Source organism: Variovorax sp. P4_B10 (assembly GCF_056402375.1).
On the sequence record NZ_JBFUHN010000038.1, the window covers coordinates 45,245 to 63,059 of the forward strand.

Below are 17,815 nucleotides of genomic sequence, written 5' to 3' on the forward strand. Positions count from 1 at the left end.
ATGCACCGCCAGACGTTTCCATTGGTGACGGAGGGTTCCCAGTCATACACTACCGGCATACATGCGCCGCAAGATCCCGCCCCTGCAGACCCTCGTGTGCTTCGACGCCGCCGCGCGCCACGAGAGCTACACCCGCGCCGCGCAGGAACTCGCGCTCACCCAGAGTGCGGTGTCGCGCCAGATCGGCACGCTCGAGGCTTTCCTGGGCGTCGCGCTGTTCCGCCGCACGCGCCACGGCGTGGCACTCACCGCGAGCGGCGCGGCCTATGCGCGCCAGATCACCAAGCGGCTCGAGGCGATGGAGCGCGACACGCTCGACGCCATGGCCCACCAGGGCGAAGGCGGCTCGCTGTCGCTGGCGGCCGTGCCCACCTTCGCGACGCGCTGGCTGATGCCGCGCCTGAAAGGCTTCGCGGCGCTGCAGCCCGACGTGGTGGTGCACATCGAGACGCGCACCCGCCCTTTTCTCTTTGCCGATGCGGAGTTCGACGCCGCGCTCTATGCCGGAACGCCCGCACAGGTCGAGAACTGGGCTGGCACGCGTGCGCTCATGCTGATGCACGAAGACGTGGTGCCGGTGTGCAGCCCGTCGCTGCTGCAGTCACCCGGGCGCAAGGGCAAGGCCGTGACGCCGGCGGTCATCGCGCAGATGCCGCTGCTGCAGCAAAGCACGCGGCCCGACGGCTGGCGCCAGTGGTTCGACGCGCAACAGATCGACGCACCCAACGCGCGCGGCGGCCCGCGCTACGAACTGTTCTCGATCCTGGCCGCGGCCGCGTCGCATGGCCTGGGCGTGGCGCTGATGCCGACGATGCTGGTGGCCGACGAACTGGCGCGCGGCGAGCTGGTGGTGGCGTGCGACCGGCCGCTGTCGGGCGAGCGCAATTACTACCTCGTGACGCCGGAGCGGGCCGACCAGCGACCGCTGCTGAAGTTCTTCAGCGACTGGCTGCTGGAACAGGCCCGTCGGGGGTGAATCAGGCAGGGCGTCCAGGCCGAGCGCCCTGCTGCGCGAAAGCCTGGATCAGCGCAGGGAAGGCGTCGAACGCGGGCAGCGTGCCGAAGCTGTGCACCGCGGGCGTCGTCGCCCACGGCAGCTTCTCGTCGGTCCAGGTCTCGACGAAGGGCACGAACCATTCGTGCTTGTCGAGCATCGTGGGCCGCAGGTTGACGAACTCGTCCATGCCTTCGGTGCGCGTGAACATCCAGCTCTTGCAATTCGGGCAGCAGAAGTGGTGGGCGCTGCCATGCAGCCCGCCGATGACCGGCTCGCCCGACACCACCTCGAAGCCCGGTGTCGGAATCGCGAGCGAGAGCGAGAAGGCGCTCGCGCTCATGCGCTGGCAGCCGGTGCAATGGCAGGCCATCGACAGCAGCGGCGGCGCCGTGATGCGCAGGCGGACCTGGCCGCAGCGGCAGCCGCCTTCCCAGGGGAGTTGCCAGTCGCTGGCGGCTTGATCGGCGGGGGGTGTGGGAGTGCTCATGGGATTACTTCCTGGTGCTTGGCTGGGCCGGCGGTGCCGCCTTCTTCGCCGGTGGAATTCGGCGCGCCTTGAAAGGCCCGGTGACTTTTCCGAGCCACGGATCGCAGACGGCCCGGAGTTCCGGGTCGACACTGAACTGGGGATCCCGCGCGTCGAACAGAATCCTTTTCCTGGCCTGTGCCCGTACCAGCGCGAATGCGTTTTTCTCGGAACGGCTGTTGTCGAACATGAGGGTCATGTTCGCGATCTGCGTCGCGTGCCCGACCGCGGCCTGCGTGCGGGGGAACCGCTCGATCAGCTTCTTGCGATCCACGTCGTGACCGCCCTGCTGCTTGCGGGTGCTCACGCGAAAGACGGACATGTCCACCGAGACCAGCCCGACGAAAACCAGCACGACGAAGTACCCCGCGTCCTGCATCGCGCGGATGTCGTCGGCCTTGGACGCGTGGCCGCCGCCGGGCAAGGGCTTCCAGTGGGAGAAGACCGTCTCGAAGGCGAACGGCATGCGCTGGTCCATCACCAGGCTCTTGAAGGCGCGCACGCCCTCCTGGGACAGGACCTGCCATTTCTCGTCGTCATCGCGCAGCTGCTGGGCCCAGGCGGGGATGTGGCCGGTCCGGGGGTCCGCGTCCGGCAGGATGGACATCATCATCCGGTCGGCATTGATCAGCGGCATGCGCAGCGACCCCGCCAGGCGCGAATACCAGAGGGTGGATTTGCCGGCGCCGTTGTGGCCGGCCAGAACGAACGCCACCGGACGCGGGCCCCGCGTCTGATCGAGGAGCTTTTCCAGCGTCGGAGGGCGGCGGCTCACGCCTTGCTCGCGCGAAACCTTCCGTCGACCAGGCTGCCGACGACCTTGGTGCCGTCGACCGCTTCGCGAACGACCCTGGTCGGGTCCTGTGGGTCGGCGTAGTAGGCGAATATCCTGGCCGCGTTGGGCCCGCGAAAGACGACCGACCTGTCGATCCCGGGCTTGTTGAGCGCACGTGCCGCTTTTTTCAGCAGCACGGTCGTGTTGTCCTCGGGGCGGACAGCGGGACGGGGCGTCCTGCCTGTCTTGATCAAGGTCATGCCACGCCCCAGGGTCGCCACCGGCCGGCCCTGGACCAGCAGCCCGGTGGCGCTTTCGCGCGCAATGGTTTTTTCTCTTGCCATGGCCGGATGATCGCTCAAACAGTCGATGGCGGCCAATCCCGGCGCCAAAGGCCGCGACGGCATACCGGTGTCCGAAAACGGCGAGCCTCGTCGGCGTGGCAGCGAGACACTGCAGGCATGACAACCCACGCTCCCCGCATCGATGCCCTCGACTGGCCCCGCATCGAGACCGAACTCGCCACCCGCGGCTGCGCCGCCACCGGCCCCTTGTTCACCCCGAAAGAATGCACCCAGCTCGCGACGATGTACGACGAGGCCGGCCATTTCCGCAGCCGCGTGGTGATGCAGCGCCACGGCTTCGGCCAGGGCGAGTACCAGTACTTCGCGAACCCGCTGCCGCCGCTGATCGCCTCGTGGCGCAGCGCGCTGTACGAACGCCTCGCACCGCTGGCCAACGCCTGGGCCAGCGCCATGGGCCAGCCGGCCGACTATCCGCCCGGGCACGCCGCGTATCTCGCACGCTGCCACGCCGCGGGCCAGTTGCGCCCCACCCCGCTGCTGCTGCGCTACGACGAAGGCGACTACAACTGCCTGCACCAGGACCTGTACGGCGACCTGCAATTCCCGCTGCAGCTCACGGTGCTGCTGAGCCGGCCGGGCGAGGACTTCACCGGCGGCGAGTTCGTGCTGACCGAGCAGCGGCCGCGCATGCAGTCGCGCGCCGAGGTGGTGCCGCTCGCGCAGGGCGAGGCGGTGATCTTCGCGGTCAATCAGCGGCCGGTGGCGGGCACGCGCGGCACCTACCGCGTGACGATGCGCCACGGCGTGAGCCGCCTGCGCTCGGGACGGCGGCACACGGTGGGCATCATCTTTCACGACGCACGCTAGGGGCGCCTTGCATCGCGTTGACAGGCCCTGGACTTCAGCGCGGCGGCGGGGTGACGCGCGCCAGCACCAGGTACTGCATGTCGCTGATGAACAGCAGCTGCCCGGCGAGGGTCACCGAGTTCATCCGGCCCCTCATGCAGCGGCACGCTGCGCGGCAAAAGCCACGTACCAGTCGAGGCTGCCGGGGTTTGCCATGGCTTCACGGTTGACCACCTTTTCGATCGGCTGGCCCAGCAGCAGCTTCTTGATCGGCAGCTCCTGCTTCTTGCCCGAAAGGGTGCGTGGAATCTCGGCCACCTGGAAGATGTCGTTGGGCACGAAGCGCGGCGAAAGCGAGGTCTTGATCGCGTTGTTGATCCGGGTGCGCATCGCATCGTCGAGCGCGATGCCCGGACGCAGCACCACGAAGAGCGGCATGTAGCTGTCGCGCCCCAGGTACTCCAGATCGACCACCATCGAGTCGAGCACTTCGGGCAGGCCTTCGACCGCGCTGTAGATCTCGCTGGTGCCCATGCGCAGGCCCTGGCGGTTGATGGTGGCGTCGCTGCGGCCGTAGATGATGCAGCCGCCGTCTTCGCCGATTTTTATCCAGTCGCCGTGGCGCCAGACGCCGGGGTAGGTGTCGAAGTAGCTCGACAGGTAGCGCGCATTGCCTTCGTCGCTCCAGAAGTAGAGCGGCATCGACGGGATGGCCTTCGTGCAGACCAGCTCGCCCACTTCGCCGATGACCGGCTGGCCCTGCTCGTTCCAGGCCTCGACCGCATGGCCGAGCTCGCGGCACTGCATCTGGCCCGGCACCTCGGGCAGCTCGCGGTTGCCGCCGACGAAGGCGCCGCAGAAGTCGGTGCCGCCGGAGATGTTGCACCACCACACCGCCTTCGAGCCCGCATCGAGGATCTGCCGCGAGCCCCAGCGCTGCACCTCGTCGGGCAGCGGCGAGCCGGTGCTGCCCAGCGCCCTCACGCGCGAGAGGTCGCCGCACTCCTTCGCGACGATGCCGGCCTTCATGCAGTTGGTGAAGTAGGCCGCGCCCGCACCGAAGAAGCTGACCTTGTGCCGCGCCACGAAGCGCCACAGCACGCCCCAGTCGGGCTTCTCCTTGCCGCCCGCCGGGTTGCCGTCGTAGATGCAGATGGTGGCGCCGAAGGCCAGGCCCGAGAGCTGCGAATTCCACATCACCCAGCCGGTGGAGCTGTACCAGTGGTAGCGCTCGCCGAAGTTGTTGGCGCCGTAGCTCGCGCCCACGTCGTTGTGCAGGCCGCAGGCGTGCATGGTGAGCAGGATGCCGCCCTGCCCGTGCACGATGGGCTTGGGCAGGCCGGTGGTGCCGCTCGAGTAGACGATCCAGATCGGATGGTCGAAGGGCAGCCACTCGGGCTCGAAGGCCGCGACCTCGGCGTCGTTGCGGGCGGTGGCCTGCGTCCAGTCGGCGTCGTGTTCGACGGGGCTCGCGGCGAAGGGCGTCTTCACCAACAGCAGCTTCTGCACGCTCGGCAGCTGGCCGCGCAGTTCCTGCAGCACCGCGCTGCGGTCGAGCGGCTTGCCGCCGTAGTGCACGCCGTCGACCGCGATCAGCACCTTGGGTTCGATCTGGCGGAAGCGGTCGGCCACGGCGGCCGTGCCCATGTCGGGTGCGCAGACGCTCCAGATCGCGCCGATGCTCGAGCACGCGAGAAACGCGACCATGGTTTCCGGCACGTTGGGCATGTAGGCGGCCACGCGGTCGCCGCGCTGCACGCCGAGCGACTTCAGCGCGAAGGCCGCTGAAGCGACCTGCCGGCGCAGCTCGGGCCACGACATCTCGCGCACCTCGCCGAGTTCGTTGTCGCTCACGATGGCGGGCATGCCGGCGGCGTGGGCCGCATCGGCGTGGCGCAGCACCTCGCGCGTGTAGTTGACCTGGGCGCCGGGGAACCAGCGGGCACCGGGCATGCGCCCTTCCGCCAGCACCGCGGTGTGCGGCGTGGGCGACCGCAGGCCGGCGTAGTCCCAGATGCTCTGCCAGAAGGCGTCGAGGTCGGTGACGGACCAGCGCCACAGCGCGTCGTAGGTGTCGAAAGACAGGCCGCGCGTCTCGCGCAGCCAGTTCTGATACAGGCGGATCTGGGGAATGTTGGGAATATTGGGAACAGGCATGAACCGAGCGTAGCGCTGCGAACGACCGTGCTCAATCGGGGTTGACCTCAGGGTTTGTACGTGTGTACAACATATTTGTACAGACGTTCAATACGCCCCATGAACGCCCGCACCCCGCCCGTCAAGCGCAGCAGCCACCGGGCTGCCGCCATCAACGCCGAGGCCGGCCGGCCCGACCGCCGGCAGGCCATCCTGCTGGCGGCGGAAAAGCTCTTCGCGCAGCACGGCTACCACGCGGTGACGATCCGGCAGATCGCCGAGGAAGCCGGCGTGCCGCTGGCGCTGGTGGGCTACTACTTCGGCCCCAAGCAGGAGCTCTTCCACGCCATCTTCGAGCACTGGAGCCACACCATCGAAGAGCGGCTTGCACGCCTGGCGGCGGTGGAGAACGACCCCGAAGACCCGCAGACGCTGCCGCGCATCATCGAAGCCTTCACGGGCCCGGTGCTGGCCCTGCGCGCAAGCGCCGAGGGCGAGTACTACGCGCTGCTGGTGGCACGCGAGCTCTACCACGCCACCGAGGAAGCCGACCGCGTGCTGCGCGGCTACTTCGATCCGCTGGCCACGGCCTACATCGACGCGCTGCACGTCGCGCTGCCGCACGCCACGCGCGGACAGGTCGCGTGGGGCTACCAGTTCGCCCTGGGTTCGCTGCTGCATCACCTGAACGACAGCCGCATCGAGCGGCTCTCGCGCGGCGAGAACACGCGCGCCGACCCCGCGGTGGCGCCGATGCTGGTGAACTTCATCGCCGGCGGCCTGCGCGCCGCGCTGCCGCGACCCAGGACCCCGCGCACACCCAAAACCACCCCCAGGAGACACAAGCCATGATGAAAAGACGCACCCTGCTGTCGGCGCTCGCGGCCGCAGCGGCCGCCGCCGCGCTGCCTTCGCGCGCGCAGCAGTCCCATCCGAAGATCGTGTTCGGCTACACGGCCGTGACCGACTTCGCCTCGGTCTTCGTGGCGGCCGAAGAGGGCTACTTCAAGAAGCGCAGCCTCGACGTCGAGCTCAAGTTCATTCCGCTCAACTCCACCATTCCGGCGGCGCTGCAGTCCGATTCGCTGCAGATCGGCGGGCCCACGCCCTCGGTGTTCCTGCAGGCGGTGGACGGCGGGCTCGACCTCGTGCTGGTGGCCGGCGGCGGCCTCACCTCGAAGACGATCACCGGCTTCGGCCTGGTGGCGCGCGCGGGCTCGGGCATCAAGAGCCCGCAGGACTGCGTGGGCAAGAAGATCGGCGTGCCGGGGCTCGGGGCCTTCCTGCACGTGACCTTCCGCGCCTGGCTCAAGGACAGCGGCGTGGACTACCGCAAGGTCAACTTCGTCGAGGCTTCGTTCCCGCAGCATGCCGACCTGCTGCGCGGCGGCTCGGTGGATGCGGTGGTGTCGGCCGATCCGTTCATGAGCCGCATCACCGAGAGCGGCGCGGGCTATGTGGCCTCCTACTACTCGACCTTCCTGCCCGAGAACAACCAGACCATCGTGCATGCGGCCAAGCGCGAGTGGGTGGCGAAGAACCCGGCAACGGCACGCGCCTTCCGCGAGGCGCTGGTCGAATCCGGCGGCTTCATGCAGCAGCCGAAGAACGACGCGAAGGTGCGCACGGCCATCGGCAAGTACATCAAGCTGCCGCCCGAGGTGCTGGCCAAGGTGCAGATCTCGCCGCCCGGCCCCACGGTGAGCGAGAAGCAGCTTGGCTACTGGACCGGGCTGATGAAGGAGCAGGACATGCTGAAGACCAATGTCGACGTTGCGAAGCTGATCGCCAAGTGATTGCCGCCCCCGCCCCGATCACCGCGCGCGCCGCGCTTTCCGCGAGCGTTGCGCGAACGCCTGCGAGCTCCACGATGCAAGCCACACCCTTCCTGCGCTTCGACGGCGTCGCCATCCGGCTCGGCGGCCGCGAGATTCTTTCGCCCACGTCCTTCGACGTGGCGCGCGGCGAGTTCGTCTGCATCGTGGGCCCGAGCGGCTGCGGCAAGACCACGCTGCTGCGCGCGGCCAGCGGGCTGGTCACGGCCAGTGCCGGCGAGGTGCGGCGCAACGGCGTGAAGATGACCGAGCCTTCGCGCGAAGTGGCTTTCGTGTTCCAGGACTACGGCCGCGCACTGCTGCCGTGGCGCACGGTGGAGGGCAATGTGAGCCTCGCGCTCGAAGCGGCCGGCGTGCCCGCGGCCGAGCGCGCACCACGCATCGCCGATGTGCTCGGCAAGGTCGGCCTGGCGAAGCATGCGCAGAAGTTCCCGGTACAGCTCTCGGGCGGCATGCAGCAGCGCGCGCAGATCGCACGCTGCCTCGCGCAGAAGCCCGAACTGATGATGATGGACGAGCCCTTCGGCGCGCTCGATGCGCTCACGCGCCAGAGCCTGCAGGACGAGCTGGCGCGGCTGGTGCGCGACGACGGGCTCACGGTGCTGTTCGTCACGCACGATCTCGAAGAGGCCATCTACCTCGGCGACCGCGTGATCGCATTGCAGGCCAATCCCGGCCCGGGCCGGCCCAGCCTCGCACGGATGATCGACGTGAAGATTCCGCGACCGCGCGACCAGCTCACGACCAAGGAGCATCCGGAATACCTGCAGTTGCGGCGCGAGCTCTTTGCCTTCATCGAGCAAGGCCATGACTGAAAGCCGCCTCTTCCATCGGCTGCGTCCCTGGGTGCTGCCCGCGGTGCTGATCGGTGCCTTCGAGTGGTACGCGCGGCGTGCGGCGGCACTGGGCAGCGATGCGCTCGCACCGCCGAGCGCAGCCGCCAAGGCCTTCGTCAGAGCCGCCATGGACGGTTCGCTCTGGCAGGCCACCGGCTTCACGCTGGGCACTGCCGCCCTCGGCCTGCTGCTGGGCGCGGTGTTTGGCATTGCGCTGGGCCTGGTGCTCGGGCTCTCGCGCCGCGCGGCGCAGCTCGGCTCGCTCTCCATCGAAGTGCTGCGGCCCGTGCCCTCGGTGGCGTTGATTCCGCTTGCGATGCTGACCTTCGGCTTCGGCGTGCGCATGGAGCTGGCCATCGTTGCCTTCGCCACCTTCTGGCCGCTGCTGGTGCTGGTGCAGTCGGCGGTGCAGCAGATCGAGCCGCGGCTGCTCGAAGTGAGCCGCGTGCTGGGCCTGTCGGCGCGCGAGCGGGCCTTCAAGATCGTGCTGCCGGCCATCGTGCCGCGGCTGTTCGTCGCGCTGCGGCTCGGCGTGGCGGTGGCGCTGGTGGTGGCCGTGACGGTGGAGATCGCGGCCAACCCCAATGGCATGGGCTACGCGATGATGATCGCGCAGCAAAGCTTCGACCCCGCGCTGATGCTCGCCTGGCTGGGCTGGATCGGCGTGGTGGGCTTCGCGGTCAATGCGGGCATGCTGTTGCTGCAGCGCGCGGTCGCGCGGCGGATGGGGGTGCTGTCATGAACGGCAACCGCCCCGGCATGCACTGGCTCGGTTCGCTCGCGGTGCTCTGCGTGTTGATCGCGCTCTGGTGGACGGCCAGCAACGCGGGCTGGGTCAGCCGCGTGTTCCTGCCGACGCCGCAGGCCACCTTCGCCAGCCTGCTCGAAGGGCTCAACCTCTCGGGCCCGAGCGGAAACGGCGGCAACGGCGAGCTGCTCGCCTTCACGCAGGCCACCGTCGGCCGCATGGTGCAGGGCTGGCTGCTGGCCTCGCTCTTCGGCGTGCTGCTGGGCGCGGCCATCGGCGTGTCGCCTTCGGTGCGCGCATGGGTGCAGCCGACGCTCGAGTTCATCCGCCCGCTGCCCGCATCGGCACTGCTGCCGCTCGCCATCTCGATCTTCGGCCTGAACCCCGGCATGGTGCTCTTCGTGGTCGCCTTCGGCGCGATGTGGCCGGTGCTGCTGGCCACGGTGCACGGCTTCGCGGCCGTGGAGCCGCGGCTGTCGGAAGTGGCGCGCTGCCTGCAGATGTCGCGCGCCGCGTACATCTGGAAGATGGGCCTGCCCAATGCCATGCCCGACATCCTGGCCGGCATGCGGCTCGCGCTGACCATTGCGCTGATCGTCGCGGTCGTGGGCGAAATGATCGCCTCGCAGAGCGGGCTGGGCCAAGCCATTCTTCTCGCCGCGCGCGCCTTCCGCGCCAGCGACCTCTTCGCCGGCATCGTGCTGCTCGGGCTCATCGGCTTCGTGAGCAACGCGCTGCTGGCCTTTGCCGAGAAACGGCTGCTGCGCTGGCAGCAACCCTGATCGATTCATTCCTTCACGCCAACACCAACACCCCCACAAGGAACTTCCGTCATGCCACGCAAATTCGTCGATCTCTCGATCTTTCTCGAAAACGACGTGCTCTCCGACCCCCCCGCCTTCGCGCCGAAGATCCAGTACTTCACGCACGAGCAGACCTACGAGCAGATCGCGCCCTTCTTTCCCGGCTTGAAAAAGGAAGACCTGCCCGACGGCGAAGGCTGGGCCGTGGAGCTGGTGCAGCTCTCCACGCACAACGGCACGCACCTCGATGCGCCCTATCACTTCCACTCGACCATGGACAAGGCACTGGGCGAGAAGAAGCCGGCCATTGCGATCCACGACGTGCCGCTCGAATGGTGCTTCCAGCCCGGCGTGAAGCTCGACTTTCGCCACTTCGCCGACGGCTACGTGGTCACAGCCGACGACGTCGAGGCCGAACTCGCGCGCATCGGCCACACGCTGAGCCCGCTGGAGATCGTGGTGGTCAACACGCGCGCCGGCTCGCGCTATGGCCACGACGACTACGTCTCGGCCGGCGCGGGCATGGGCTACGAAGCCACCATGTACCTGCTGGAGCGCGGCGTGCGCCTCACGGGCACCGACGCCTGGAGCTGGGACGCGCCCTTCGTGCACACCGCGAAGAAATACGGCGAAACGCAGGACGCCTCGCTGATCTGGGAAGGCCACAAGGCCGGCCGCGACATCGGCTACTGCCACATCGAGAAGCTGCACAACCTCGAAGTGCTGCCGCCGACGGGTTTCTTCATCAGCTGCTTCCCGCACAAGATCCGCGGCGCCTCGGCGGGCTGGACGCGTGCGGTGGCCATCTTCGACGATGCGCTGATGGCGTCGGTCTGAGCGAGAGGAAGGCACCGCCATGGTTGCACTCAATCACACGCATGACGCCAACGCCAGGAGCTGGGTCGACACAGCCAACGCCGCGGGCACGGACTTCCCGATCCAGAACCTGCCGTATGCGGTGTTCCGCCGCACGGGCAGCACCGAGCCGTTTCGCGGTGGCGTGGCCATCGGCGACCAGGTGCTCGACCTGGCGGCGCTGGCTTCCGGCCGGCACGTCGGTGGGCTGGCGCTCGATGCGGCGCGGGCCGCCGCGCAGCCTGCGCTGAACGATTTCTTCGCGCTCGGCGCCGCCGCATGGCAGGCGCTGCGCCACGCGGTCTTCGCGCTGCTGCGAAGCGACGCGCCGGCAGCCACCGTGAACGACCTGCGCAAGTGCCTCGTGCCGCAGGCCGAGGTCGAATACACCGTGCCCGCGCGCATCGGCGACTACACCGACTTCTACACATCGATCGATCATGCGCTGAACATCAGCCGCCTGATGAACCCCGACGGCGACGTCACGCCGAACTTCCGCTGGATTCCGACCGCGTACCACGGGCGCGTGTCGACCATCGGCGTGAGCGGACAGCGCTTTCACCGTCCGATGGGGCAGACGATGGCACCGGGCGCGAAGGCGCCCACGTACCACGCATGCGCGCGGCTCGACTACGAGCTCGAACTCGGCGTGTGGATCGGCGAAGGCAATGCGGCCGGCGAACCCATTCCACTGGAACGCGCCGAGGCGCACATCTTCGGCATCTGTTTGCTCAACGACTGGTCGGCACGCGACATCCAGTTCTGGGAGATGGCGCCGCTCGGCCCCTTCCTCGCGAAGAACTTCGCGACCACCATCTCGCCATGGATCGTGACGATGGAAGCGCTCGCGCCCTATCGCGAGGCCTGGAGCCGGCCGGCCGGCGAGCCCCAGCCGCTCGCCTACCTGGAGAGCGAAGCGAACCGCGACAGCGGCGCGATCGACATCGGCCTCGAGGTCTGGCTCGAAAGCGAGAAGGCGCGCGATGACGGGAGCGGTCCCTCGCGCCTGTCGCGCACGAGCTTCAGGCACCAGTACTGGAGCGTGGCGCAGATGGTGGCGCACCACACGATGGGCGGCTGCAAGCTGAACCCCGGCGACCTGTTCGGCAGCGGCACCATCTCGGGCCCCGGTCCGGGAGAAGCCGGCGCGATCATCGAGTTGACGCGCGCGGCGCAGAGCCCCGTCACGCTGGCCAACGGCGACCGGCGCGGATTTCTGGAAGACGGCGATGCGGTGCTGCTGCGCGGCTGGTGCGAGAAGCCGGGGCATGCGCGCATCGGATTTGGGGAGAGCCGGGGGACGGTGCTGCCGGCGAAGGGCTGACGGCAACAAAACCACAGCGGGTGTTGACGCCGGAGTAAACACTATTTACAGTCCGATTCCCTCGCGGATTCGACCACGTCGATCCGACAGACAACCACCACCCACACACCTCATCGTGAACGCAGCACCGGTCCTCGCCATCAGCAGCACCTGCCCCGCATCGGCCAGAGCGCTCGTGCGCGCCGCAAGCCATTCGGATTCCACGCAGCTGGGCAATCAGGCGTCACCGGGCGGAGGCAGCGCATAGCGCGCATCTCTTCAACTCTTTTCAGTAGAGGCCCGGATACCGAATGGTTCCGGGCCTTTTTCTTTCCACGCGCCGTCATCCGAAATCATCTACACAGGGAAAAAACATATGCGCAAACTTGTCACCGTCCGTGCCGTCGACGCCATCCGCCCGATCCCCGGAGCCGATGCGATCGAATGCGCGGTCGTCGAAGGCTGGACCGTCGTCATCAAGAAGGGCGAGTTCGCTGTCGGCGACCGATGCGTGTTCTTCGAGATCGACGCATTCCTGCCGCTCGACGATCCACGCTTCGCCTTTCTGGAGAAAGCCGCGATCACCTGGAACGCGCAGCGCGGTGTGCGGCTTCGCACGATGAAGCTGCGCGGCCAGATTTCGCAAGGGCTGATCCTGCCGCTGTCTCAGTTCTCGGAGATCGATGCGCTGGCGCTGGCCGATCCTGCACTGCGCCAACGCGATTGGGCCGAGCTCCTCGGCATCGGGAAATGGGAGCCCGTGATCCCGGCCTGCCTGTCGGGCGAGGTCGAAGGAGTGTTCCCGTCCTTCATCGCCAAGACCGACCAGGAGCGGATCCAGAACCTGCCCGAGGTCCTGGCGTCCAGGGACGGACACGCGTTCGAGGTCACGGTCAAGCTCGACGGCTCCAGCATGACCGTGTTCCACAACGCAGGCGCGCTCGGTGTCTGCGGCCGCAACTGGCAGCTCAGTGAAACGGCAGGCAACAGCCTGTGGCGCGTGGCGCGGCAAGACCGCCTGCTCGAAGCCCTGGCAGCACTCGGCCGAAACCTGGCGCTGCAGGGCGAGATCATCGGCGACGGCATCCAGGGCAACCCGGAGAAGCTGCGCGGCCAGGAATTTCACGTCTTCGACGTGTTCGACATCGACCGTGGCAGCTACTGTGGAATGGAAGAGCGTGCGGCCGTCATCGACGCCCTGCGTGCCCTGGGGACGACGGTTCGTACCGTTCCGCTGCTGGAGGTCATCACGATCGACCGCTTCGGCGGATCGATGGCCGAGGTGCTGGCGTACGCCGAAGGGCCGTCGCTGAACCCGGACACCACCCGTGAAGGTCTGGTGTTCAAGCGGCTGGACGGTCAGCTGTCGTTCAAGGCGATCTCGAACCGCTACTTGCTGAAGCACGCAGACCGCTGAGCAAGCCCTAAAAGAAAAGGCCACCGGTGAGGTGGCCTTTTGCATGAAATATGGAGCGGGAAAAGAGTCTCGAACTCTCGACCTCAACCTTGGCAAGGTTGCGCTCTACCAACTGAGCTATTCCCGCATTTCGAGCGTCGAATTATAGGGGGCTCCGAGCCCGATTTTTCCGAGCCCGCGAAAAAAGTGGGGTCAAGCGCCGAACACCATCGCGCGATGCATCGACGTGCCGGCCATCACGCCGTCGGCCGAGGCCAGCGTGGCGTTGTGCATCATCATGGCCGCATCGCCCGCGGCGTACACGCCCGGCACGGTGGTCATCTTCATCGCATCGGTGCGGATCACCGGGCCGAACGGGCCATCGTCGAACGCGCATCCGAGCTGCCCGGCAAGCGGACTGCCGGGGCGCGTGCGAGGCGCCATGAACATCGCGTCGATCGGCACGAGCCGGCCGTCGTCGAGGCGGGCACCGGAAAGATCGCGCCCCGGGCCTTCCAGCGCTACGATGCGCCCCGGCTCGATGGCCACGCCGCGCGCCTGCAGCCTGGCGCGCGCCTCGTCGTCCACCGTGTGGTTGCCGTTCAGGAAGAGCGTGGCCTGTCCCCATTCGGCGATCAGCATCGCATGGTCCGGCGGGTGCGGGGCCTCGATCAAGACGCCCAGCCTGCGGCCGCTGAATTCGTAGCCATGGCAATAGGGGCAGTGCAGCACGCTGGTGCCCCAGCGTTCGCTCACGCCGGCGATGCCGTCGGGAAAGCCGTCCTGCACGCCGAAGGCCAGCATGAGCTTGCCGGCCGACACCTGCCGATCGCTGTCGATCGATGCGATGAAGCCGCCGGCCTCATCGGCATGGGCGCCGACCACGCGGCCCTCGATGAAGGCGACGTTCGGGTACGCCAGCAGCTTGGCGCGCGCGTCGGCAATCATCTTCAGCGGCGGCACGCCGTCCTGGCCGAAGAAGCCGTGCGCCGCGGCGGCGAAGCGGTTGCGTGGTGCGCCCGCATCGACCACGCACACCTTCTTTCGTGCGCGCGCAAGCTGCATGGCAGCGGAAAGGCCGGCAAAGCTGCCGCCCACGACAAGAGCGTCATAGCGCATGTTCAATGTCCTTCCTGGTAAAGCCGCCGCCTGTCATGCGGCGATGAAAGTCCTTGGAGAGATCGGCCAGCGTGATGCTGTTGAAACGCTTGAGCAGCAAGGCCTCGGCCGCATCGAAGGCGTCGTCCAGCGCCGCATTCACGGCCTGCTCGACGATGCAGCCGGGGCTCTCGGTACGATTGCCCATCGCGAGCAGCGCGGGCGCGCCGACGGCGTTGTGGATGTCGCCCAGCGTCACGCGGGCCAGCGAGCACGACAGCACCCAGCCGCCGCCGTGGCCCTTGGCCGAACTCACGAAGCCGGCCTGGCGCAGGCCCGCCATGAGCCGGCGCACCACGACCGGGTTGGTGTGCATCGCCGCCGCGAGCGACTCGGACGTGATCGGCCCGTCCATCTCTGCCATGTGCAGCAGCACGTGAAGAACGCCTGAAAGCTTGCTGTCTCGTTTCATGCAACATTATGAGTTGCAAGAAAACATGAATGCCTGAAGAGCGGCGTCTTGGCCCTATCGGCAAAACGGTTACCGCCTGTTATCGTCGGCCGCCCTCACGCCGCCAGCCGACCGCATGCCCACCGCCCTCCCCCCGATCCTGCTCGACGCCGCGCTGCGCGGGGTGTTGATCGCGTTGCTGCTCCTGCTGGCGATGGTGCTGGGCCGCGACCGCCCTCGGCTGCCGGCGGCGCGGACCGGCGTGGCGCTGACGCTCGGCCTCTGCGTGCAGGTCATCGGTTCGACGCCGACGTTCGAGGCCCTGGTACCCCGGCTCTGGCAGGCGCCGCTGATCGCCGTCTCGGTCGGCAATGCGGTGCTGTTCTGGGTGTTCGTGCAGGCGCTGTTCGATGACGACTTCGCGCTGCGGCCGCTGCATGTCGTGGCCTGGATCGCGGTCGCTGTGCTGGCGGCGTTCAATTGCGCGGTCGTGGCCGGCGGTGCGTCGGTGCTCGCGCCGGTCGCGATGGGCCTGCAACGTGCCGTTCCGCTGGTGTTCGCGGTGCTGGCCGCGTTCGCCGCGGCGTCGCATTGGCAGGACGACCTGGTGGAGAAGCGGCGCCGGCTGCGCGTGTTCATCGTGGTGACCGGCATCGGCTACAGCGTGGCGATGCTGGCCGTCCGGCTGGCGTCGCCACGCGGCCAGCTGTCGGGCCTCTCGGCCACGGCGGATGTGGCCATGCTGCTGCTGATCGTGGCGGTGGTGGCGTGGCGGATGGTGCGGCTGGCGGGGTCGGAGTTGTTTCCGGCGGCGCGGGCGCCGGCGGTGCCTCCCCTGGCACCGCCCGTCCAGCCGGTCGGCGTCCAGCCGATTGCCGTCGAGCCAGACGCCGTCGAGCCAGTTGCCGTCCAGCCGGCGGCCCCGCCGCCGCCCGAAGCCGACCCCGCCGAAGATCGCCTCGCCGAATCCTTGCAGCGCGCCATGGCTGTCGAGCGCATCTACCGCAGCGAGGACCTGAGCGTCGCCACCCTCGCCGCGCGGCTGGCCGTGCCGGAGTACCGCCTGCGGCGGCTCATCAACCAGCGGCTCGGGCACCGCAACTTCAACGCCTTCGTCAACGGCTTCCGGCTCGAGGAGGCACTGGCGGCGCTGGCCGATCCGGGCAAGCGCGAGCTGCCCGTCCTGACGATCGCGCTCACGGCAGGCTTCCAGTCCATCGGGCCGTTCAATCGCGCATTCAAGGCGGCCACCGGCTTCACGCCCACCGAATTCCGCAGGCAAAAGCTGGCCGAATCCTGAAATCGGCGGCCCGAAAGCCGCGCTTGGAGCTTTCGGCAAGACACAGCGGGTGGACCGCGGCATCGTCCGGGTCGCCGAGGGCATGGGCCTTCGACGACAACAAGGAGTTCGATCGATGCGACGTCTGTTTTCCCTTTTGCCGGCCCTGGTGCTGGCACTGCTGTCCGGGCTGGCGCACGCCGCCATGGGCCTGGCCGAGATTCCCGGCATGTCCGGCGATGGGCCGGTCACGGTGTTCTATCCATCGAACGACAAGGCCCAGCCGACCCGGCGCGGCCCTTTCACGTTGAATGTGGCGGTGCAGGGTGCGCCAGCTCGCGGCAACGGCCGGCTGATCGTCGTCTCGCACGGATCGGGCGGCGCGCCCTGGGTGCATTCGGATCTGGCCCGCAGCCTGGTGGACGCCGGCTTCGTCGTGGCGATGCCCGAGCACAAGGCCGACAACTACAAGGACGAGAGCAATCCGGGCCCCGACAGCTGGACGCTGCGGCCGGCCGAGGTATCGCGCGCCATCGACGCGGTGGGGCGCGACGCGCGCTTCGCGCCGCTGCTGAAGCTCGACAGGGTCGGGATGTACGGCATGTCGGCCGGTGGCCACACCGCACTGAGCCTGGCCGGCGGGCGCTGGTCGCCGGCCGCGTTCAAGCAGCATTGCGAAACCGACCTGGAGGGCGACTTCCAGTCCTGTGTCGGCCTGATCACCCGGCTGACCGGGAGCGGGCTCGACGGCATCCGGAAATGGGGCGCGCTGTTCGTGATCCGCCACCGCTTCGGCGACGCCACGCCGCGCGCGCACAACGACCCACGCATCGCCGCCGTGGTGGCGGCGGTGCCTTCATCGGCTGACTTCGACATGGCCTCGCTCGCCACGCCACGCGTCCCGCTGGGGCTCATCACCGCGCAGCAGGACCGCTGGCTGGTGCCGCGGTATCACAGCGATCGGGTGCTCGCGGCCTGCTTGCCGCGTTGCGAGCTGATCGCCGATTTGCCGACAGGCGGTCACGGCTCGTTACTTTCGCCGCTGCCGCCGGGGCTCACCGGGCTGGTCGGCGACATGCTCAACGACCCGCCCGGATTCGATCGTGCGGCGCTATTGGAGGTCAACCGCAAGACAACATCCTTCTTCAGTACGCATCTGCTGCCTTGACCAAGATGGCGCCCCTAACGCATCACCCCCCATTTCGGACGACGGAGGCGTCCCACAAGCGAGAGCGACTGTCTCGCACACGGCGACATAGGGGCCGCCCGCCACGGTAGCGACCGAACTGGCCCACAAGCCGGTTCTCGTCAGTGACCACTCAAACGAAAGGAACAGTCACCCATGAAGCAGCAACAACACAAGTCCATCGTCGTCGGCGCCTTGCTCGCAGGCCTGCTTGCCATGAGCGGCTTCGCTCAGGCACAGGGTGTCGGGGTCGGCGTGGGCGTGAATGCCGATGTCAACACCTCCGGCACCGTCAAGGCCGCGCCGGCCCAAGGCAGTGCAGGCGCAGGCGCCGGGACCGCCGCGAATGCCGGCACCTCCGCCAGCGGCGGCGGCGCCGGCGGTGCGGTGGGCGGCCTGGGCAACTCGGTCGGCGGCGTGGTCGGCGGCGCAACGGGTGC

At 68.2% G+C, this 17,815-nt stretch carries 18 protein-coding genes, 1 tRNA gene and 1 pseudogene; 13 read left to right on the plus strand and 7 right to left on the minus strand.

Annotation, left to right across the window (positions count from 1 at the left end; translation table 11 throughout):
• The first annotated feature begins 61 nt into the window (after positions 1 to 61).
• The gene (locus AC1DXX_RS18625) at positions 62 to 976 is read left to right on the plus strand and encodes a LysR substrate-binding domain-containing protein (protein WP_478135688.1); all 915 of its coding nucleotides are present in this window, start codon (positions 62 to 64) and stop codon (positions 974 to 976) included.
• A gap of 1 nt (position 977) precedes the next feature.
• On the opposite strand, the gene AC1DXX_RS18630 is transcribed toward AC1DXX_RS18625, so the two are convergent.
• From AC1DXX_RS18630 to AC1DXX_RS18640, 3 genes are read right to left on the minus strand one after another with little or no spacing between them, the layout of a single operon-like run.
• Positions 978 to 1,484 (minus strand): GFA family protein, encoded by a 507-nt coding sequence (locus tag AC1DXX_RS18630; RefSeq protein WP_478135689.1) that lies wholly within the window; start codon positions 1,482 to 1,484, stop codon positions 978 to 980.
• A gap of 4 nt (positions 1,485 to 1,488) precedes the next feature.
• Positions 1,489 to 2,298, minus strand: a complete 810-nt coding sequence (locus AC1DXX_RS18635; RefSeq protein WP_478135690.1) for a zeta toxin family protein — start codon at positions 2,296 to 2,298, stop codon at positions 1,489 to 1,491.
• A complete protein-coding gene (locus AC1DXX_RS18640) occupies positions 2,295 to 2,678 on the minus strand; it encodes a hypothetical protein (RefSeq protein WP_478135691.1) in 384 nt (127 codons plus the stop codon). Before AC1DXX_RS18640 ends, AC1DXX_RS18635 begins: the two co-directional genes overlap by 4 nt.
• 81 nt (positions 2,679 to 2,759) lie before the next feature.
• Here AC1DXX_RS18640 and AC1DXX_RS18645 point away from each other — a divergent pair, with 81 nt between their 5' ends.
• Positions 2,760 to 3,470, plus strand: coding sequence for a 2OG-Fe(II) oxygenase (locus AC1DXX_RS18645; protein ID WP_478135692.1), 711 nt, complete (start codon positions 2,760 to 2,762; stop codon positions 3,468 to 3,470).
• Between the two features lie 132 nt (positions 3,471 to 3,602).
• Here the strand turns inward: AC1DXX_RS18645 and AC1DXX_RS18650 are convergent, their stop codons facing one another.
• Positions 3,603 to 5,606 (minus strand): acetoacetate--CoA ligase, encoded by a 2,004-nt coding sequence (locus AC1DXX_RS18650; RefSeq protein ID WP_478135693.1) that lies wholly within the window; start codon positions 5,604 to 5,606, stop codon positions 3,603 to 3,605.
• Positions 5,607 to 5,705: 99 nt separating this feature from the next.
• Between AC1DXX_RS18650 and AC1DXX_RS18655 the strand changes: the two genes are divergently transcribed.
• From AC1DXX_RS18655 to AC1DXX_RS18690, 8 genes are all read left to right on the plus strand, one after another.
• Positions 5,706 to 6,437 (plus strand): TetR/AcrR family transcriptional regulator, encoded by a 732-nt coding sequence (locus tag AC1DXX_RS18655; RefSeq protein WP_478135694.1) that lies wholly within the window; start codon positions 5,706 to 5,708, stop codon positions 6,435 to 6,437.
• On the plus strand, positions 6,434 to 7,381 hold the full coding sequence (locus tag AC1DXX_RS18660; protein WP_478135695.1) for an ABC transporter substrate-binding protein: 948 nt from the start codon (positions 6,434 to 6,436) through the stop codon (positions 7,379 to 7,381). Before AC1DXX_RS18655 ends, AC1DXX_RS18660 begins: the two co-directional genes overlap by 4 nt.
• Positions 7,378 to 8,235, plus strand: coding sequence for an ABC transporter ATP-binding protein (locus AC1DXX_RS18665; RefSeq protein WP_478135696.1), 858 nt, complete (start codon positions 7,378 to 7,380; stop codon positions 8,233 to 8,235). The genes AC1DXX_RS18660 and AC1DXX_RS18665 overlap by 4 nt, the downstream gene beginning before the upstream one ends.
• Positions 8,228 to 8,998 (plus strand): ABC transporter permease, encoded by a 771-nt coding sequence (locus AC1DXX_RS18670; RefSeq protein WP_478135697.1) that lies wholly within the window; start codon positions 8,228 to 8,230, stop codon positions 8,996 to 8,998. Before AC1DXX_RS18665 ends, AC1DXX_RS18670 begins: the two co-directional genes overlap by 8 nt.
• Positions 8,995 to 9,786: an ABC transporter permease gene (locus tag AC1DXX_RS18675; RefSeq protein WP_478135698.1), complete on the plus strand. Its 792-nt coding sequence runs from the start codon at positions 8,995 to 8,997 to the stop codon at positions 9,784 to 9,786. Before AC1DXX_RS18670 ends, AC1DXX_RS18675 begins: the two co-directional genes overlap by 4 nt.
• Before the next feature lie 51 nt (positions 9,787 to 9,837).
• Positions 9,838 to 10,644 (plus strand): cyclase family protein, encoded by an 807-nt coding sequence (locus AC1DXX_RS18680; RefSeq protein WP_478135699.1) that lies wholly within the window; start codon positions 9,838 to 9,840, stop codon positions 10,642 to 10,644.
• A gap of 19 nt (positions 10,645 to 10,663) precedes the next feature.
• Entirely contained in the window at positions 10,664 to 11,986 is a 1,323-nt protein-coding gene (gene fahA, locus AC1DXX_RS18685; protein ID WP_478135700.1) for a fumarylacetoacetase, read from the plus strand.
• A gap of 355 nt (positions 11,987 to 12,341) precedes the next feature.
• Positions 12,342 to 13,382: an RNA ligase (ATP) gene (locus AC1DXX_RS18690; protein ID WP_478135701.1), complete on the plus strand. Its 1,041-nt coding sequence runs from the start codon at positions 12,342 to 12,344 to the stop codon at positions 13,380 to 13,382.
• 51 nt (positions 13,383 to 13,433) lie between these two features.
• Here the strand turns inward: AC1DXX_RS18690 and AC1DXX_RS18695 are convergent.
• The 3 genes from AC1DXX_RS18695 to AC1DXX_RS18705 all read right to left on the minus strand — a co-directional run bounded on the left by AC1DXX_RS18695 (position 13,434) and on the right by AC1DXX_RS18705 (position 14,931).
• Positions 13,434 to 13,509 (minus strand) — tRNA-Gly (locus tag AC1DXX_RS18695).
• A 65-nt stretch (positions 13,510 to 13,574) separates the two neighbouring features.
• Positions 13,575 to 14,480, minus strand: coding sequence for an NAD(P)/FAD-dependent oxidoreductase (locus AC1DXX_RS18700; protein ID WP_478135702.1), 906 nt, complete (start codon positions 14,478 to 14,480; stop codon positions 13,575 to 13,577).
• A complete protein-coding gene (locus tag AC1DXX_RS18705) occupies positions 14,470 to 14,931 on the minus strand; it encodes an Rrf2 family transcriptional regulator (protein ID WP_478135703.1) in 462 nt (153 codons plus the stop codon). Before AC1DXX_RS18705 ends, AC1DXX_RS18700 begins: the two co-directional genes overlap by 11 nt.
• Before the next feature lie 115 nt (positions 14,932 to 15,046).
• Here AC1DXX_RS18705 and AC1DXX_RS18710 point away from each other — a divergent pair, with 115 nt between their 5' ends.
• The 3 genes and pseudogenes from AC1DXX_RS18710 to AC1DXX_RS18720 all read left to right on the plus strand — a co-directional run.
• The gene (locus tag AC1DXX_RS18710) at positions 15,047 to 16,210 is read left to right on the plus strand and encodes an AraC family transcriptional regulator (protein ID WP_478135704.1); all 1,164 of its coding nucleotides are present in this window, start codon (positions 15,047 to 15,049) and stop codon (positions 16,208 to 16,210) included.
• Positions 16,211 to 16,325: 115 nt separating this feature from the next.
• Positions 16,326 to 17,357: an alpha/beta hydrolase family protein gene (locus AC1DXX_RS18715; RefSeq protein ID WP_478135705.1), complete on the plus strand. Its 1,032-nt coding sequence runs from the start codon at positions 16,326 to 16,328 to the stop codon at positions 17,355 to 17,357.
• A 174-nt stretch (positions 17,358 to 17,531) separates the two neighbouring features.
• Positions 17,532 to 17,815 (plus strand): annotated as a pseudogene (locus AC1DXX_RS18720) (adhesin); the annotation flags it as partial.